Origin of the sequence: Ideonella azotifigens (assembly GCF_006519715.1) — a bacterium.
GTDB lineage: Bacteria > Pseudomonadota > Gammaproteobacteria > Burkholderiales > Burkholderiaceae_C > Ideonella > Ideonella azotifigens.
In genome coordinates, this window is record NZ_VIDT01000055.1 from 1 (window position 1) to 16,007 (window position 16,007).

15 protein-coding genes are annotated in these 16,007 nt (G+C 67.8%); 6 read left to right on the forward strand and 9 right to left on the reverse strand.

Translation table 11 applies throughout. The features are described from left to right. Both FKP22_RS06060 and FKP22_RS06065 read left to right on the forward strand, forming a co-directional pair. Nucleotides 1–444: EamA family transporter (locus FKP22_RS06060; RefSeq protein WP_141286165.1), on the forward strand; the 444-nt coding region annotated here is incomplete at its 5' end. Between the two features lie 97 nt (nt 445–541). Then, nucleotides 542–3,112: a response regulator gene (locus tag FKP22_RS06065; RefSeq protein ID WP_170200770.1), complete on the forward strand. Its 2,571-nt coding sequence runs from the start codon at nt 542–544 to the stop codon at nt 3,110–3,112. A gap of 130 nt (nt 3,113–3,242) precedes the next feature. Here the strand turns inward: FKP22_RS06065 and FKP22_RS06070 are convergent, their stop codons facing one another. From FKP22_RS06070 to dusA, 4 genes are all read right to left on the reverse strand, one after another. Next, nucleotides 3,243–4,688, reverse strand: a complete 1,446-nt coding sequence (locus tag FKP22_RS06070) for a DUF1501 domain-containing protein (protein ID WP_141286169.1) — start codon at nt 4,686–4,688, stop codon at nt 3,243–3,245. A 32-nt stretch (nt 4,689–4,720) separates the two neighbouring features. Then, on the reverse strand, nt 4,721–6,562 hold the full coding sequence (locus FKP22_RS06075; RefSeq protein ID WP_141286171.1) for a DUF1800 domain-containing protein: 1,842 nt from the start codon (nt 6,560–6,562) through the stop codon (nt 4,721–4,723). Between the two features lie 219 nt (nt 6,563–6,781). After that, nucleotides 6,782–7,666: an S-methyl-5'-thioadenosine phosphorylase gene (locus FKP22_RS06080; RefSeq protein WP_141286173.1), complete on the reverse strand. Its 885-nt coding sequence runs from the start codon at nt 7,664–7,666 to the stop codon at nt 6,782–6,784. Then, nucleotides 7,663–8,703, reverse strand: coding sequence for a tRNA dihydrouridine(20/20a) synthase DusA (dusA, locus tag FKP22_RS06085; protein WP_141286175.1), 1,041 nt, complete (start codon nt 8,701–8,703; stop codon nt 7,663–7,665). Before dusA ends, FKP22_RS06080 begins: the two co-directional genes overlap by 4 nt. Before the next feature lie 169 nt (nt 8,704–8,872). Here dusA and FKP22_RS06090 point away from each other — a divergent pair, with 169 nt between their 5' ends. Then, entirely contained in the window at nt 8,873–9,220 is a 348-nt protein-coding gene (locus FKP22_RS06090) for a hypothetical protein (RefSeq protein WP_310733306.1), read from the forward strand. Nucleotides 9,221–9,241: 21 nt separating this feature from the next. On the opposite strand, the gene FKP22_RS06095 is transcribed toward FKP22_RS06090, so the two are convergent. Continuing rightward, nucleotides 9,242–9,487 carry a hypothetical protein gene (locus FKP22_RS06095; RefSeq protein WP_141286177.1) on the reverse strand — a complete coding sequence of 82 codons (246 nt, stop codon included), beginning with the start codon at nt 9,485–9,487 and terminating at the stop codon, nt 9,242–9,244. 157 nt (nt 9,488–9,644) lie between these two features. Between FKP22_RS06095 and paoA the strand changes: the two genes are divergently transcribed. From paoA to paoC, 3 genes are read left to right on the forward strand one after another with little or no spacing between them, the layout of a single operon-like run. After that, nucleotides 9,645–10,304 (forward strand): aldehyde dehydrogenase iron-sulfur subunit PaoA, encoded by a 660-nt coding sequence (gene paoA / locus FKP22_RS06100; protein ID WP_141286179.1) that lies wholly within the window; start codon nt 9,645–9,647, stop codon nt 10,302–10,304. After that, nucleotides 10,301–11,260 carry an FAD binding domain-containing protein gene (locus FKP22_RS06105; protein ID WP_141286181.1) on the forward strand — a complete coding sequence of 320 codons (960 nt, stop codon included), beginning with the start codon at nt 10,301–10,303 and terminating at the stop codon, nt 11,258–11,260. The genes paoA and FKP22_RS06105 overlap by 4 nt, the downstream gene beginning before the upstream one ends. 3 nt (nt 11,261–11,263) lie before the next feature. Beyond that, nucleotides 11,264–13,471: an aldehyde oxidoreductase molybdenum-binding subunit PaoC gene (gene paoC / locus FKP22_RS06110; protein ID WP_141286183.1), complete on the forward strand. Its 2,208-nt coding sequence runs from the start codon at nt 11,264–11,266 to the stop codon at nt 13,469–13,471. 46 nt (nt 13,472–13,517) lie between these two features. Here the strand turns inward: paoC and FKP22_RS06115 are convergent, their stop codons facing one another. The 4 genes from FKP22_RS06115 to xylA all read right to left on the reverse strand — a co-directional run bounded on the left by FKP22_RS06115 (nt 13,518) and on the right by xylA (nt 15,806). Then, nucleotides 13,518–13,838: a hypothetical protein gene (locus FKP22_RS06115; protein ID WP_141286185.1), complete on the reverse strand. Its 321-nt coding sequence runs from the start codon at nt 13,836–13,838 to the stop codon at nt 13,518–13,520. Further along, nucleotides 13,835–14,059, reverse strand: coding sequence for a HipA N-terminal domain-containing protein (locus FKP22_RS06120; protein ID WP_141286187.1), 225 nt, complete (start codon nt 14,057–14,059; stop codon nt 13,835–13,837). The genes FKP22_RS06115 and FKP22_RS06120 overlap by 4 nt, the downstream gene beginning before the upstream one ends. Continuing rightward, nucleotides 14,056–14,370 carry a helix-turn-helix domain-containing protein gene (locus FKP22_RS06125; protein ID WP_141286188.1) on the reverse strand — a complete coding sequence of 105 codons (315 nt, stop codon included), beginning with the start codon at nt 14,368–14,370 and terminating at the stop codon, nt 14,056–14,058. The genes FKP22_RS06120 and FKP22_RS06125 overlap by 4 nt, the downstream gene beginning before the upstream one ends. Nucleotides 14,371–14,483: 113 nt before the next feature. After that, nucleotides 14,484–15,806, reverse strand: coding sequence for a xylose isomerase (gene xylA, locus FKP22_RS06130; RefSeq protein WP_141286190.1), 1,323 nt, complete (start codon nt 15,804–15,806; stop codon nt 14,484–14,486). Nucleotides 15,807–16,007 lie beyond the last annotated feature (201 nt).

Genomic DNA, 16,007 nt, shown 5'->3' on the forward strand with positions numbered 1-16,007 from the left:
GCGCTGCTGCTGGGCGCGGTGTTCTGCGAGGCCTGCTACGTGGTCATCGGCAAGCGGCTGACGGCCCAGGTCTCGCCCAAGCGCATCAGCGCGCTGATCAACCTCTGGGGCCTGGTGCTGGTCACGCCGCTGGGCTTGTGGCAGGCGATGCGTTTTGACTTCGCCGGCGTGGCGGCTTCGGCCTGGGGCCTGCTGCTGTTTTACGCGGTGGCTGCCAGCATGGTCACCGTGTGGCTGTGGATGGTCGGGCTGCGCCATGTGCCGGCCCAGCAGGCGGGGGTGTTCAGCGTGATGCTGCCGCTTGCCGCCACCGCGGTCGGCGTGTTGTGGCTGGGCGAGTCGCTGGGCCTTGCCCAGGCACTGGCCCTGGGCCTGGCGCTGGCTGGCCTGCTGCTGGCGACCTGGCCAGGGTCTTCCCCAGGTAGTCGCCAGCCCGCGGGGTGAGGAAACCTGACTGTCAACATTGACAGCTGTGTTCTCCCAGCATGCTCTGCTGTAATAAGGCATGACTTCTACGGGTGCTAGCGCAACACCCAACACCTTGAACGCCAGGTCCGACCCAAGCCTGCAGCCCACTTCGCTGGCCGGCTGGCTGGCCAGCCACAGGGAGCGCCGCATGGCGCTGTCCCTGCTGTGCATTTGCGCGCTGCTGTTCGCTTGCGCGGTGCCGTTTGCGAAGGAGCCGCTGGGGCAGCTCTGGCCCTTCATCCCGGCCTATGAGGCGGCGCTCGTCGTCACCGACCTGATCACCTTCGTGCTGCTGCTGGGCCAGTTCCGGCTGACCCGCTCGCGTGCACTGCTGGTGCTGGCCTGCGGCTACCTGTTCACTGCCAGCATCACCACGCTGCATGCCTTGACCTACCCCGGCGTGTTCAGCCCCGCCGGCCTGCTCGGTGCGGGGCGCCACACCACGGCCTGGATCTACATGTTCTGGCACGGCGGCTTTCCGCTCTATGTGCTGGCCTACGCGCTGCTGCGCGGCAGCCGGCGGGAGGCCTTGCCGCATGGCCGCTCACCGCTGCTGGCCAGCCTGGCAGGCTCTGGCCTCGCACTGCTGGCGGCCGGCCTGGCTGTTGCATGGACCACGCTGGGCCAGGACAGCCTGCCCGCGCTGATGACCGATCAACACAGCTACCTCTCCAGCCTCACGCTGGTCGTCAGCACCGTCTGGCTGATCTGCCTGGTCACACTGGGCACGCTGATCTGGCAGCGCCGTCCGCTCACCGTGCTGGACCTGTGGCTGGTCGTGGTGATGGCGGTATGGCTGCTGGACGTGGGGCTGTCGGCGCTGTTCAACGCGGCCCGCTTCGACCTGGGCTTTTACGCCGGCCGCATCTTCGGCCTGATGGGGGCCAGCTTCGTGCTGGGCCGGTTGCTGCTTGAAAGCAATGTGCTCTACACCAAGCTGGCCCATGCCCATGACCGCATGCGCAGGCGCAGCGCCGAGCTGAACGCCTTGACCGAGCAGCTGCAGGCGGCCAACGCACAGCTGGCCGCGGGCAACCGGCAGCTGGAAGAACAAAGCCGCTTCAAGTCGGATTTCCTGGCCAACATGGCGCACGAGCTGCGCACGCCGCTGAACGCGGTGATCGGGTTCTCCGAGATGCTGAAGGCCAGCATGGCCGGGCCCTTGAGTGACCGGCAGCGCACCTTCGCCACCCACATCTTCCAGAGCGGCCACCACCTGCTGGCGCTGATCAACGACATCCTGGACCTGTCCAAGATCGAGGCCGGCAAGGTCGACATCGAGCTGGAAGCGGTGCCGCTGCAGGCCTTGCTGACCGAAACCCTGGCGATGGTCGATGAACGCGCCCGCGCCCGCCAGGTCAGGCTGCTGCTGGCCAAGCCCGGCCCGCTGGGCATGCTGCAGGCCGACCGCCGCCGGCTCAAGCAGCTGCTGCTGAACCTGCTGTCCAACGCGATCAAGTTCAGCCCCGATGGTGGCCAGGTCAGCGTGCAGGTGCAGTGGGCCGACGCCGACCGCGCCAGCAGCGCCCTGCCCGGCTTCCGCGAAGGCCTGCGCATGCAGCCGCCGGTGCAGACCGAGGCCGCTCCCGCGCGCCCTGCGCGCTATGTCGAGATCTCGGTCACCGACAGCGGCATCGGCATCAGCGCCGCCGACCTGCACAAACTGTTCAAGCCCTTCACCCAGATCGCCAACTCGGTGACCCGCCAAGCCGAGGGCACCGGCCTGGGCCTGGTGATGGTGCACCGGCTGGTGGAGCTGCACAACGGCATGATCGCCGTGACCAGCGAGGCCGGTCGTGGCAGCTGTTTCACCGTCTGGCTGCCGTTGCGGGACGAGACGGCCCATGCGGCGCAGCAAGCCTGGGCGCCTGGAAGCAATCGGTCCAGCGACACGGTTCACCGGCTGGCACTGGTGGTGGAAGACAACGCCGATGCCGCGGCGCTGATGCGCGTGCAGCTGGAGGAACAGGGCTTCGAGGTGCGCTGGGTCCATTCAGCCGAAGAGGCGCTGACGCTGGCCGCCGAATGCACGCCGGACCTGATCACGCTGGACATCATGCTGCCCGGCATGGACGGCTGGCAATTCCTGGCCCACATGCGCACGCTGCCGGCCTGGGCCAGCGTGCCTGTGGTGGTCGTCTCGGTCGTGGCCGACCATGGCCGCGGCTATTCACTGGGCGCCGCGTTGGTGCTGCAAAAGCCGATTGCGCGTGACGCGCTGGCCCGAGGCCTGGAGCGCATGGGCCTGGCGGTAGACGCCGAGCGCAAGGCCACGGTGCTGGTGGTGGACGACGACCCCATCGCCGTCGAGCGACTGGCTGGACAGCTGCGCCAGCGTGGCTGCGTGGTGCTGCGCGCGCTGGGCGGGCAGGAAGGCATCGAACTGGCGCAGCGCTTCCGGCCGGACCTGATCGCACTGGACCTGGCCATGCCCGAGGTCAGCGGCTTCGACGTGGCCGAGGCATTGAAGAACCACCCGGCCACGCGGCACATCCCGATCGTTGCGGTGACCGCGGGCGACCTGAGCCTGGCCGACCGGCAACAACTCAACGGCCGCATCCAGGGCCTGGTGACCCACGCCGACTTCGCGCATGGCGAGTTTGTCGGGGAAGTGCAGCGGGCCTTGGCCCGGCCGGCACTGTAGAGGTTCTGCCGCGGTTGCTGGGCTTCGACAGGCTCAGCCCGAACGGTGGGTGCTATCCGAACGGGGGACTTTGAACCGTTCGCCCTGAGCCTGTCGAAGGGTAGCGATGAGCATCCACAGCCCCCGCCGCTCAAACAAAACCCAAGGACCTTGCGCTGCCGTAGTTCACCAGGTTCGGCAGGATCTTGTCGAGCTGCGCGTCCTTTGCGCCGAACCAGTGCAGCAAGGTGGCGGCGTACTGGTCCACAGAACTGCTGGGGATCCAGCGGCCTTGCAATTCCCAGCTGTCCACGCCCACGTCGTCCGGTCCGCCCAGCACCAGCTCCGGATACCGGCCATAGGCCTGGCCGCCCTTCACTGCCCCGCCCAGCACCAGCTGATGGTTGCCCCAGGCATGGTCGGTACCCGAACTTGCGTTCGGCGCGAAGGTGCGGCCGAAATCGCTTTGCGTGAAGGTGGTGACCTTGGGGCCCAGGCCGATGGCGGTGATGGCCGTCTGGAAGGCCGCGAGCGCCACGGCCAGCGTCTTCATCAGGCCGGCGTGCGTGCCGTCCAGCGAAGTCTGGCCGATCTGGCCGTTGTGGTTGTCGAAGCCGCCCTGGGTCACGAAGAAGATCTGGCGATTGCCCTGCACCACGGCATTCTGCGCAATCAGCCGGGCCGTCTGGTACAGCTGGGCAGCCAGCGGTTCGCTGACCACGCCGTTGACCATCAGCGCCGCGAATGCGCTGTCCACCGCCGGCACCGAGTTCGCGTCGCCCGGCTTGGAGGCGACCAGCGTGCCCAGTCGCTGCGAAACCTCGAAGGCATCGCGCTGCTGGCTGCTGTAGGCATCGCGCAGGCCCACGCCGCTGGTCTGCGCGTACAGCGCGTCGATGGCCGCCTTGCGCAGCGCGTTGGGCTCCCACGTGAGGTCCGAGGGCTGCAGGCCGTAGGCACCGAAGACGTTGCCTGCCGTGGGCAGCACCAGTGGCGTGCGGGTGTCTTCCACGCCGAAGCGGCCGTTGCTGCCAATGGCAATCACCGGGTTGATGGTCTTCAGGACCTGCGAGCTGCGGCCGCCCCAGCCGGTGCGGTAGTCCGAGTCGCCGGTGCCGGTTTCCCACAGGGCCTGCTGGTCGGAGTGGGAGAACAGGCTGTCGGGAATCAGCGAAGAGCCTTCGGGCTCGGCGCGGTACTGGTCCTTGGTGAGCGGGCCCACCAGCGGGCCGACGTTGACCACAGGCGCCAACTGGCCCTTGGCCCACCAGGGCTGCAGCGCGGCCATGGCTGGGTGCAGGCCGTAGTCGCTGCCGGTCAGCGCCACCAGCTGATCCTTGGGCAGCGCCAGCTTGCCGCGCACGCCAGCGTACTGGTTGTAGCGGCTGGTGTCGCTGGGCACGACCATGTTCATGCCGTCGTTGCCGCCATAGAGGAAGACGCAGACCAGTGCCTTGTAGTCGGCCGCATAGGCCGGGCCCATGCTCAGCAGGTTGGCCACGCTGCCGGCGCCCAGCGATGCAGCCAGCATGCCGCCGGAGCGGCGCAGCCATTGGCGGCGGGCGGGAGAAAAGGAATCGTGATGATCGTGCGACATGGGGATGTTTCCGGATCGTTGACGGGGCCGGCTCACAGGGCCACCTGGTAGTCGGGCGAGGCCATGATCAGGTAGGCGGCAGCGCGCACACGCTTGGACTGCCAGTTCTGGCTGTCGCGCTGCGAGGTCCACCAGCCCACGGCGTCGATCACCTTCTGCCGCGGCGTGGCGGCCAGCGGCTGGCCCAGCATCACCAGCGACATGCGGTCGACCAAGGCGGTGGCATCAGATGCGCTGGTGAGGAAGGCATCGACCTTGATCTTGGTGCCGATGGCGTTCGGGATCGTCGCGTCCGGCGTCGAACCGTCCCAGTCGAACAGGTAGGTCAGGTAGTTCAGGCGGTTCAGTGCGCCATTGGCGTTGTGGATGCCGAACTCCGGGCCGACCAGCTTGCTCGTGCCGGCCACCGGGTAGCGCGGTGGGTAGTAGCTGAACACCGAGGGCGGGTTGAACATGTGCTGCTTGAGCGACTCGCCCCACCACCAACTGAGCGACGCGCCGTCGCTGAAACCGTTCATCACGCGCAGCGCGCTGGTGAAGAACAGCGCGGGCGAGCGCAGCTTGCCGCCATTGGCCGGGTTGACCGTGGTGTCGCGCGCTTCCGGGTCCAGCAGCACCGCGGCCACGGTGGCGGCCAGGTCGCCCTTCACGCCGGCGCCGAAGCTGATGGTCTTGTCGCCATCCACGTACTTGAACTTGCCGTTGTTGAAGGCGGTGGCCACGTGCTGCACGTACAGCGGCGTCGGGTTGCTGCTGACGAGTTGCTGGATCAGCTGCTTGGCCAGGAAGGGGCCGATGTTGGCGTGGCCCATCACGCTGTCGAGCACGCGTTCCAGCGCGGTCGCGGCGTCGGCGCCTGCCGGCACGGCCACACCGCCCAGCAGCGTGCGGGCGCTGCTGTTGCGCAGCGCCGGGGCCGGCACCATGTCGCCGCCGTAGTACTGGCAATTCGCGCCGGTGGGCCAGCAGCCCCAGCTGGCGCTGCCGCCCACCGGGTAGGTCCAGCCGGTCAGGGCAAAGGCGTAGTTGCGCACCATGTCGTTGTCATAGACCGGCTGGCACTTGCCGCCCACGTAGTTGCCGTTTTTCTGCAGCTGGCAGGTGCCCAGCGAAAACAGCTGCAGCATCTCGCGCGCGAAGTTCTCGTTCGGTGCGGTGGGCGAGTTGTTGACGTGGTCCAGGTAGTCACCCATCACCGGCGACAGCACGACCTTGCGCAGCACGTCGCGGTAGTTGCCGAAGGCCAGCGTCAGGAAGTTGTTCTGGTAATTGCGAATGCCGTAGGTGCCGCTGACCTCGTAGCCGCTGACCACCAGGATCTGGTGCAGCGCCAGCGCCACACGCTGGCGCAGCTGGTCCGTCTGGCCGGTGGCGTTGCGGTAGAAGTCCCAGATCAGCGGGTCGGTCGAGTAGTAGTCGCGCCAGCAGTTCGGGTTGCCGGACTGGGCCGGCTGGTCGCAAAAGCTGACCTCGCTGACGTTCTTGTGGATCGCATCGCCGTTGGCAGCACCCGAGGTGTAGCGCGAGCTGGAAAGCGCCATCTGGTCCTTCAACCAGCCCGGCAACCCGCGGCTCTGCAGCGTGGTGATGAGGGCCTCGTTGGCGCCCATCGTCGCCTGCTGGGCGAAGCGCACCGCGTCCAGCTGCGAAGGCGCGGTCAGCTGCGAAACGGCCAGCGCGCTGCGGCGGGCTTCGGCAGCAGCTGCCTCGTTCGAACTGCCCTCGCTGGCACTGCCGCCGCAGCCGGCGAGCCCCCAGCTGATGGCGACGGCACCGAGGACGGCGCTGGCGCGGCGCCATGGCAACTTGGAAAGCGCAGGCGAGCGCCGGCACACGCTGGCGTCTACGCCAGCGTGGCGAACAGGAGTCGGCATGTCAAAGTCCCTTCGGGCCGTGCAAAGCAGCCCGTTGTCAGTGGCAAGGTAGGCGGGTCAGGTCACCGGAAAAGCAAACCCGGGCAACAGACAAAATTCTGCCGGGGTCGCCTTCGGGAAGCTGTGAGCAGTTGATGCGCCGATCGCATCAACTGCCCCGCCAATCAGCAGTTTCTGTGCCGTAAGGAAACTGACGATTTATGTCAGGCCACCAGAACCTCACGGCCCCGTGCTGCCCAGCACGCGGCCTGCAATGCCTTGCAGCTTCGCCACCATCGCCGGGTCGCGCACCGCAGGCGCGGTGATCAGCGCGTGGTCCAGTGCCCGTCGGCAGGCGCATCCCGCGCCGTGGCTGTCGCCGGTGATCTGGCCGGTCAGTGCGGCGACCAGCGAGCGTGCCGTGTCGGCGTTGCCCAGCAGCACCTTGACGATGGCGTCCACCGTCACGCTGTCGTGCTGCGGATGCCAGCAGTCGAAATCCGTCACCATCGCCACCGAGGCATAACAAAGCTCGGCCTCGCGCGCCAGCTTGGCCTCTGGCTGGTTGGTCATGCCGATCACGTCGCAGTTCCAGCTGCGGTACATGCGGCTTTCGGCCAGCGTGGAGAACTGCGGACCTTCCATCGCCAGGTAGGTGCCGCCATCCGCATGCGGCACGCCTTGCGCCGCCAGTTGCGCCAGCACATGCCGGCCCAGCCGGTGGCAGGTCGGCCTGGCCATCGCCACGTGCGCCACCAGGCCGGTGCCGAAGAAGGACGATGCCCGGCCCACGGTGCGGTCGATGAACTGGTCCACCACCACGAAGGTGCCCGGCGGCAGGTCCGCCCGCAGCCCGCCCACCGCGCTGACCGACAGCACGTCGGTCACGCCCAATTGCTTCAGCGCCGCGATGTTGGCCCGGTAGTTGACCTCGCCCGGCGGCACGCGGTGGCCGCGGCCGTGGCGCGGCAGGAAGACGAGTTGCGCGCCGTTCAGGCGGCCGGCCAGCAATTGGTCAGAGGGCGCCCCCCAGGGCGTGTCGACCGTGACCCAAGCGGTGTCCGTCAGGCCAGGCAGCTCGTAGAGCCCGCTGCCACCGAGCACGCCGAGCACCTGAGCGGTCATGCGGCCTCCGTGGCCAATTCCGGATGTGCAATGCGCAGCACTGCCTCTGGCGTTTCGCCCTTGAGCTTGTGGTCCGACCACACCTGCCGCCAGCGGCGCGCGCCCGGCGTGCCGTTCCACAGTCCCAGCATGTGGCGGGCAATGTGCGCCCACGGCGTGCCGGCTTCAGCATGGCGCTCGGCCATGTACAGCGCCATCGCGCGTTCGATGTCGATGCGGTCGCGCTCGGCTGCCGCTTCGCCGAAGAAGCGCCGGTCCCAGTCGGCCATCACCCAGGGGTTGTGATAAGCCTCGCGGCCGATCATCACGCCGTCCACGAACTGCAGCTGATGGGCGATCTCATCCGAGGTTTTCACGCCGCCATTCAGCACGATGGTCAGCTGCGGAAACTCGCGCTTGAGCTGGTGCACCAGTTCATAGCGCAGCGGCGGAATCTCGCGGTTTTCCTTCGGGCTCAGGCCCTTGAGCCAGGCATTGCGCGCATGCACGATGAACACCTCGCAGCCGGCCTCGGCCACGGTGCCCACGAAGTCGCGCACAAACGCATAGCTCTCTTCCTTGTCGATGCCAATGCGGTGCTTGACCGTGACCGGCAGCGCCGCCTCACCCGCCCGCCGCGGCTGGGCCGCCTCCACCATCGCCCGCACGCAGTCCGCAACCAGCGGCGCCTCGGCCATCAGGCAGGCACCAAACGCGCCGCGCTGCACCCGCTCGCTGGGGCAACCACAGTTCAGGTTCACCTCCTGGTAGCCCCACTGCCGCGCCAGCTCGGTGCTGTATGCCAGCTCGCCCGGCTCACTGCCCCCCAGCTGCAAGGCCAGCGGCTGCTCCGCCGCATCAAAGTCCAGGTGCCGCGGCTGGTCCCCATGCCGCAAAGCCCCGGTTGTCACCATCTCGGTGTAGAGCCGGGTGTGGCGGGTCAGCAGCCGATGGAAGACCCGGCAATGCCTATCGGTCCAGTCCATCATGGGCGCCACCGAGAGGCGCCAGGGGCTGTGAGTTGCGCCGGGCTCGGCGCTGGTGTCGCGGTTCGTCATGTGGGTGTGATTATCCAAGCAACGCCTCGGCGCACTCGGCCTGGCTCGACTTGCCCGAGGCGAATGCCCGGTTTCGCGGGCTCGTGGCCCGTGCGTGCGCAGATGACTGCCGCCACAAACCACCCGCGACCGTCACAGTCTGTTCATGCTGGAGGCGGACAGTCGGAGCATGCAATACAGCCCACCCACGCCTGCGGACCTGCGCCGCTTGAAGGAAGAACTCGGCATGACCGGGGTCGAGATGGCCGAGTTGTTTGGCTTGGCCGGCGGCCAGCAATGGCGCAAGTACACCGGCGGCCAGGCGCCGCGCGGCATGGGCCTGCACATGCTGTTCTTTGCCGCGGCCAGGCTGGCGCTCACGCCCGAGGAACTGGAACGGGTGGCCAGCCGCATGCACGCGGCTGGCGCCGAGATCAAGCTGGGTGCCGCGCCAGGCGCTCAAGCCGAGCCGGCCGCACCTGACACGCCACCCACGCTGGCAGCCCAGCTCGCGATGCTCGCCTGCACCGCAGACTGATCGGGATCCGGGTTCAGCCGCTCAGCTCCGCCCTTCCCGGTCGTCCGGGTTGTTCTCGTTGGCCCAGGTCATCGCCGCCTGCAGGCCGGCATCTGCCGCCTCTTCTTCGGTGCCATACAGCATGCCGGTGTCGCCGGTGGCCGAGGCGTCGGCCTCAGGGTCGTCTTCGGTGACGCTGAAGTGGGCCTCGAAACGCCCGTCCGGCTGCGCCTGGCTGAAGCCACGCAACGTGAAGTGGCCGAGGTAGCCAGTCTGCAACTTTTCCATTTGACGCTCCCGTTTTGACTTTGGCAGCCACCAGTATGCGACGCCGGTTGGCCCACCAAGGTGACAGCCTCGGCGCCGGCAGGGACGCGTGCCACCGCATGGCCGGGCGCGCCGATTGCCCGCCTCCGCCACATGCCTACGGGGAGCCGATCAAGCCATGCACTGCCAGCAAGACCTCGCCATTTCCCGCCGTGACCTGCTGATTGCCGGCGCTGCGTCCACGGCCAGCGTGGTGCCCGCGGCAGACGCCGCTGCCGTGCCCACGCCAGCACCCTCGCCGCCCGCCTCCGGCGTGCCCATGTCCAAGGTCAGCTTGCAGGTCAACGGCCAGACGCGCACGCTGGAACTGGACAACCGCACCACGCTGCTGGACGCGCTGCGTGAGCACCTGCAGCTGTTCGGCACCAAGAAAGGCTGCGACCACGGCCAGTGCGGCGCCTGCACGGTGCTGGCGGATGGCCGCCGGCTGAACTCGTGCCTGACGCTGGCGGTCATGCACGATGGCGCCAAGGTCACGACCATCGAAGGCCTGGGCACGCCGGAGCGGCTGCACCCGCTGCAGGCCGCCTTCGTGAAGCACGACGGCTACCAGTGCGGCTACTGCACGCCGGGGCAGATCTGCTCGGCCGTCGGCATGCTGGACGAGGTGGAACGCGGCATACCCAGCCACGTGAGCGCCAGCCTGACCGAGCGCCCGATGCTCTCGGCCGAGGAACTGCGCGAGCGCATGAGCGGCAACATCTGCCGCTGCGGTGCGTACTCGAACATTGCCGATGCGATCACCGAGGTCGCGCAGCAGCAAGGAGGCCAGCCATGAAGCCCTTCACCTACGAACGCGCCCGCACCGCCCCCGAAGCGGCAGCGGCCGCGGCGCACCACCCCAACGCCAAGTTCATCGCCGGTGGCACCAACCTGCTGGACCTGATGAAGCTGCAGATCGAGGTGCCTTCGCACCTGATCGACGTCAACGGCCTGGCGCTGGACCAGATCGATCCGACACCCGAGGGCGGCCTGCGCATTGGCGCGCTGGTGCGCAACACCGACCTCGCGGCCAACGAACGGGTGCGACGCGACTACGCCGTGCTGTCCCGCGCGCTGCTGGCCGGCGCCTCAGGCCAGTTGCGCAACCGCGCGACCACCGCCGGCAACCTGCTGCAGCGCACCCGCTGCCCCTACTTCTACGACGCCGCCCAGCCCTGCAACAAGCGCCAGCCCGGCAGCGGTTGCAGTGCCATTGGCGGCGTGACGCGGCAGCACGCCATCGTGGGCACCAGCGCGGCCTGCATCGCCACGCATCCGAGCGACATGGCCGTGGCCATGCGCGTGCTGGACGCGACGGTCGACACCGTCCGCCCCGACGGCCAGGCCCACCACATACCGATTGCCGACTTTCACCGCCTGCCCGGCGACACGCCGCAGATCGAAACCGCGCTGGTGCCGGGCGAGTTGATCACCAGCGTCACGTTGCCCAAGCCGCTGGGCGGCCTGCACGTCTACCGCAAGGTGCGCGACCGGGCTTCGTATGCGTTTGCGCTGGTCTCGGTCGCTGCGGTGCTGCAGCCGGACGGCAGCGGCCGCGTGGCGCTGGGCGGCGTGGCACACAAGCCCTGGCGCGTGGAAGCCGCCGAAGCCGCACTGCCGCAAGGCGCCAAGGCGGTCACTGCCCAGTTGCTCGCCGGCGCCAAGCCCAGCGACGACAACGCCTACAAGCTGCAGCTCGCCGAGCGCACGCTGGCCGCGGTGCTGGTCCAGGCCAAACAAATGGGAGGCTGAGCGATGAAATTCGACACCCCTGCGGGCACCAACCCGATCGACCAGCTGAAGGTCGTCGGCCGTCCGACCGACCGCATCGACGGCCCGCGCAAGACCACCGGCACCGCGCCGTATGCCTATGAGCGGCCCGACGTGGCCGCCAACCCGGCTTACGGCTACCCCGTCGGCGCCACCATTGCCAAGGGCCGCATCACCGCGATGGACCTGAGTGCCGCGCGGGCCGCGCCCGGCGTCATCACCATCGTCACCGCAGGCAGCGCCGGCCAGCTCGGCAAGGGCAAGCGCAACACGGCCAAGCTGCTGGCCGGGCCCGAGGTGCAGCATTACCACCAGGCTGTGGCGCTGGTCGTTGCGCAAAGCTTCGAGCAGGCCCGCGCTGCAGCGCAGCTGGTCAAGGTCGAATATGAAGCCGCCGAAGGCAGCTTCGACCTGGCCGCCGCCAAGGACTCGGCGAAGAAACCCACGCCCAAGCAGGACCCGGAGCCGGACAGTGCAGTGGGCGACTTCTCTGGCGCCTTCGCCGCCGCGCCGGTCCAGCTGGACGCGACCTACCGCACGCCCGACCATGCCCACGCGATGATGGAGCCACACGCCACGCTGGCCGCCTGGAAGGGCGACGAACTGACCGTGTGGACTTCGAACCAGATGATCGACTGGGGCCGCACCGACCTGGCCGCCACGCTGAAGATGCCCAAGGAAAGAGTGCGCCTCATCTCGCCCTACATCGGCGGCGGCTTTGGCGGCAAGCTGTTCCTGCGGGCAGACGTGCTGCTGGCCGCGCTGGGCGCCAAGGCCGCAGGCCGGCCGGTCAAGGTGATGCTGCCGCGGCCCTTCATGTTCAACAACACCACGCACCGGCCGGCCACCATCCAGCGCATCCGCATCGGTGCCGGGAAGGACGGCAAGATCAACGCCATTGGCCACGAAAGCTGGTCCGGCGACCTGGCCGAAGGCAAGCCCGAAACAGCGGTCAACCAAACCCGCCTGCTCTACGCCGGCGCCCACCGCATGACCGCGATGCGACTGGCCGTGCTGGACCTGCCCGAGGGCAACGCCATGCGCGCGCCCGGCGAGGCGCCGGGCCTGATGGCGCTGGAAATCGCCATGGACGAAATGGCCGAGAAGCTGGGGCTGGACCCGATCGAATTCCGCGTCATCAACGACACCCAGGTCGACCCCGAAAAGCCGGACCGCCGCTTCTCCCAGCGCCGCCTCACCGAATGCCTGCGCACCGGAGCCGAGCGCTTCGGCTGGGCCAGGCGCTCGGCCAAACCCGGCCAGCGGCGCGAAGGCCAATGGCTGATCGGCATGGGCGTGGCCGCGGCGTTTCGCAACAACCTGCTGATGAAGTCCGGCGCCAGGGTGAAACTGGACTCGCGCGGCATCGTCACCGTCGAAACCGACATGACGGACATCGGCACCGGCAGCTACACCATCATTGCGCAGACCGCTGCCGAGATGATGGGCGTGCCGCTGTCGCAGGTGAACGTGCAGCTCGGCGACTCGGCCTTCCCGGTCTCGGCCGGCTCAGGTGGCCAGTGGGGTGCCAACAGTTCCACCGCCGGCGTCTATGCCGCCTGCGCAAAACTGCGCGCCACCCTCGCGGCGCGACACGGCTTCAACCTCGCCGAAGCCGTGTTCACCGACGGCGAGATCCGTGCCGGCAACCGCCGCATGACGCTGGCCGAGGCCGCGGGCAAGGACGGCGCCGTCGCCGAAGACACGATGACCTACGGCGACCTGGACAAGCGCTACCAGCAGTCCACCTTCGGCGGCCATTTCGTCGAAGTGGCCGTGGACGCCGCCACTGCCGAAATCCGCATCCGCCGCATGCTGGCCGTCTGCGCCGCCGGCCGCATCCTGAACCCCAAGTCCGCCCGCAGCCAGGTCATCGGCGCGATGACCATGGGTGCAGGCGCCGCGCTGATGGAAGAACTCGCCATCGACCACCGCAAAGGCTTCTTCGTCAACCACGACCTCGCCGGCTACGAAGTCCCGGTGCATGCCGACATGCCCCACCAGGACGTGATCTTCCTCGACGAAACCGACCCCATCTCATCGCCGATGAAAGCCAAGGGCGTCGGCGAACTCGGCATCTGCGGCGTGGCCGCAGCGATTGCAAACGCGGTCTACAACGCGACGGGTGTGCGGGTGCGGGAGTATCCGGTGACGCTGGACAAGTTGCTGGCGGGCTTGCCGGGGGAGGCATAGTGCGGAGGGCAAGCCAATCTGTCTGGCTGCATGACCTGCGGTCGAATCAGGCCCGCGGCTTTGGCGTAGGCGCCACTCGCTTGCGGGATGCGGGGGCTGGCGTGACCGCCGACGATAGGCAGCGCGCGACATTGGCTGAGACGAGGTCGCCGATGGTCTTGCGGGTGGCGCGGCGGACGCCGTTGCTGTCCAGCAGGGACTCCAGGGATTGGGCGACGCCGCACACCTGGTCGATGGTGCGCAGCGCGAATGCCGCGTCCACGTCGCAGGCCTTGGCCAGTGCAAGCAGCGATGCGCGCGATGGGTGGCGGGCCTCGCCCATCACCGATGTCTGGTGGTAGCCGCCAGGGCCCTGGTTGAACGTCATGTTGGCAGCGCATCGGCAATGAAGCCGGGCAGTTGCAACAGGTACTGCGGGAACCCTGAGTAGGTTTGCGGCGTCAGCGGCACGTTCAGTCTGGAAAACTCGATCCGCTTCTCAAGGGCAGCCCGCGAGTATTCAAACAAAACCTGGGAGCCGTTTTGCGCGAGCGTGCCCAGCGCCCACTCCTGCCCCCAACCGCGGAAGAAGACTTCGACCTTCTTCATTGCGGCCTGGCCTTTCGCACGCGAACACGGGTGGCACCGGCCACCCGCTCCAGCTCGGCAATGGTGACATTTGCCTTCGGCGCAAACGCCTGTGCCAGGTCGCCGATCACACCCAGGGTCTGAGCCACCTTCACCATCGAGGTCATCGTGGTGTTGCCACCCGACTCCAGCGCCTTGACGGCGTTGAGGGCGACGTGAGCCCGCGTGGCGAGCTCTTGCTGGGTCCAGTTCAGGGCCTGGCGCTGCTGCCGCAGCCGCGCGCCAAGCTCATCGAGCACCTGGCCGGCTGAAGCAAGGCGAAAATCGATCATGCTTTGGCCATATATGGGCCCATAAAGAGGCCCTTATCTTCAAAATATGGCCAATTGTAGACCTTATATAGGCTGTATGGCCAAGGCGAGCGACATTGGCACTCGCCTCGGGCTCACAGATACCTGTTGACCAGGTTCTCCATCGCTTCCTGCCGGCCCGAAACCGGCAGCACGTCCTGGTTGCGCGAGAGCACATGTTCGGACAGCGCCTCCAGCGTCACCTTGCCCTCCAGCACCTGTTGGCCAAACGGTTCGCGCCAGCCGGCATAGCGTTGGTCGACGGCGCCGGCCAGGCGGCCTTCCTCAAACATGCGGGCTGCGATTTCCAGTGCGTGGGCGCAGTGGTCCATCGCGCCGACGTGGCCGTGGAACAGGTCGACGGCGTCGATGGACTGGCGGCGGACCTTGGCGTCAAAGTTCAGGCCGCCTGTGGTGAGGCCGCCGCCCTTGAGCACGTGGTAGAGCGCCAGCGAGGTGTCGGGCAGGTTGTTGGGGAACTGGTCGGTGTCCCAACCGAGCTGGGCGTCGCCGCGGTTCATGTCCAGGCTGCCGAAGATACCCAGCGCCTGCGCGGTGGCAATTTCATGCTCGAAGCTGTGGCCGGAGAGCGTGGCGTGGTTGGCTTCGATGTTGACCTTGACCTCTTTCTCCAGCCCGTAGCGGCACAGGAAGCCGTAGACGGTGGCGACGTCGAAGTCGTACTGGTGCTTGGTCGGCTCGCGCGGCTTGGGCTCGATCAGGATGGTGCCTTCGAAGCCGATGCGGTGCTTGTACTCGACCACCAGGTTCAGGAAGCGGCCGAGCTGGTCCAGCTCGCGCGGCAGGTCGGTGTTGAGCAGGGTTTCGTAGCCTTCGCGGCCGCCCCAGAGCACGTAGTTCTCGCCGGCCAGCAGCTTGGTGGCGTCCATCGCGGCCTTCACTTGCGTGGCGGCCATTGCGAAGATTTCCGGGTCCGGGTTGGTGGCGGCGCCAGACATGAAGCGCCGGTGGCTGAACAGGTTGGCCGTGCCCCACAGCAGTTTCACACCGGTGCGCTGCTGGTGCGCCGCGAGCTTCTCGACCATGCGCTCGAAGTTGGCCAGGGTTTCGCGCGGCGTGGCACCTTCGGGGGCCACGTCGCGGTCATGGAAGCAGTAGTACGGCACGCCGAGCTTGCTGAAGAACTCGAAGGCGGCCTCGGCCTTCAGCGCGGCCAGCTCCATCGGGCTGCCGCCGCTGAACCACGGGCGCTGGAAGGTGTCGCCGCCAAACGGGTCCAGCCCGGTCCAGACGAAGCTGTGCCAGTAGCAGGCGGCAAAACGCAGGTGCTCGGCCATGGTCTTGCCCAGCACCAGACGGTCCTTGTCGTACCAGCGGAAGGCCAGCGGGTCTTCGCTGGCAGGGCCTTGGTAACGGACGGGCGCCACGCTGGCGAAGTAGGAGGAATCGGTGCTCATGGTGGCTTGCTTTCTGCCCGCGGGCGGACGTGAAGGAAGAAGGACGAAAAGGGACGGTTCAGTGCGTCGGCACTGCGGCATGCAGCGCCGGGTACAACGAGGTGAATCGCGCGTAGCGGGCCAGCAGGCGCTCGCGTTCTGCCGGGTCCGGCAACCAACGCTGGGCCACGGGCGGCGCGATGCACACCTGCGCCTCATCCC

Coding starts and splice junctions, on each gene's coding strand:
- FKP22_RS06070 (WP_141286169.1), bottom strand. CDS start 4,688: ATGTCGCACGATCATCACGATTCCTTTTCTCCCGCCCGCCGCCAATGG.
- FKP22_RS06075 (WP_141286171.1), bottom strand. CDS start 6,562: ATGCCGACTCCTGTTCGCCACGCTGGCGTAGACGCCAGCGTGTGCCGG.
- FKP22_RS06080 (WP_141286173.1), bottom strand. CDS start 7,666: ATGACCGCTCAGGTGCTCGGCGTGCTCGGTGGCAGCGGGCTCTACGAG.
- dusA (WP_141286175.1), bottom strand. CDS start 8,703: ATGACGAACCGCGACACCAGCGCCGAGCCCGGCGCAACTCACAGCCCC.
- FKP22_RS06090 (WP_310733306.1), top strand. CDS start 8,873: ATGCAATACAGCCCACCCACGCCTGCGGACCTGCGCCGCTTGAAGGAA.
- FKP22_RS06095 (WP_141286177.1), bottom strand. CDS start 9,487: ATGGAAAAGTTGCAGACTGGCTACCTCGGCCACTTCACGTTGCGTGGC.
- paoA (WP_141286179.1), top strand. CDS start 9,645: ATGCACTGCCAGCAAGACCTCGCCATTTCCCGCCGTGACCTGCTGATT.
- FKP22_RS06105 (WP_141286181.1), top strand. CDS start 10,301: ATGAAGCCCTTCACCTACGAACGCGCCCGCACCGCCCCCGAAGCGGCA.
- paoC (WP_141286183.1), top strand. CDS start 11,264: ATGAAATTCGACACCCCTGCGGGCACCAACCCGATCGACCAGCTGAAG.
- FKP22_RS06115 (WP_141286185.1), bottom strand. CDS start 13,838: ATGACGTTCAACCAGGGCCCTGGCGGCTACCACCAGACATCGGTGATG.
- FKP22_RS06120 (WP_141286187.1), bottom strand. CDS start 14,059: ATGAAGAAGGTCGAAGTCTTCTTCCGCGGTTGGGGGCAGGAGTGGGCG.
- FKP22_RS06125 (WP_141286188.1), bottom strand. CDS start 14,370: ATGATCGATTTTCGCCTTGCTTCAGCCGGCCAGGTGCTCGATGAGCTT.
- xylA (WP_141286190.1), bottom strand. CDS start 15,806: ATGAGCACCGATTCCTCCTACTTCGCCAGCGTGGCGCCCGTCCGTTAC.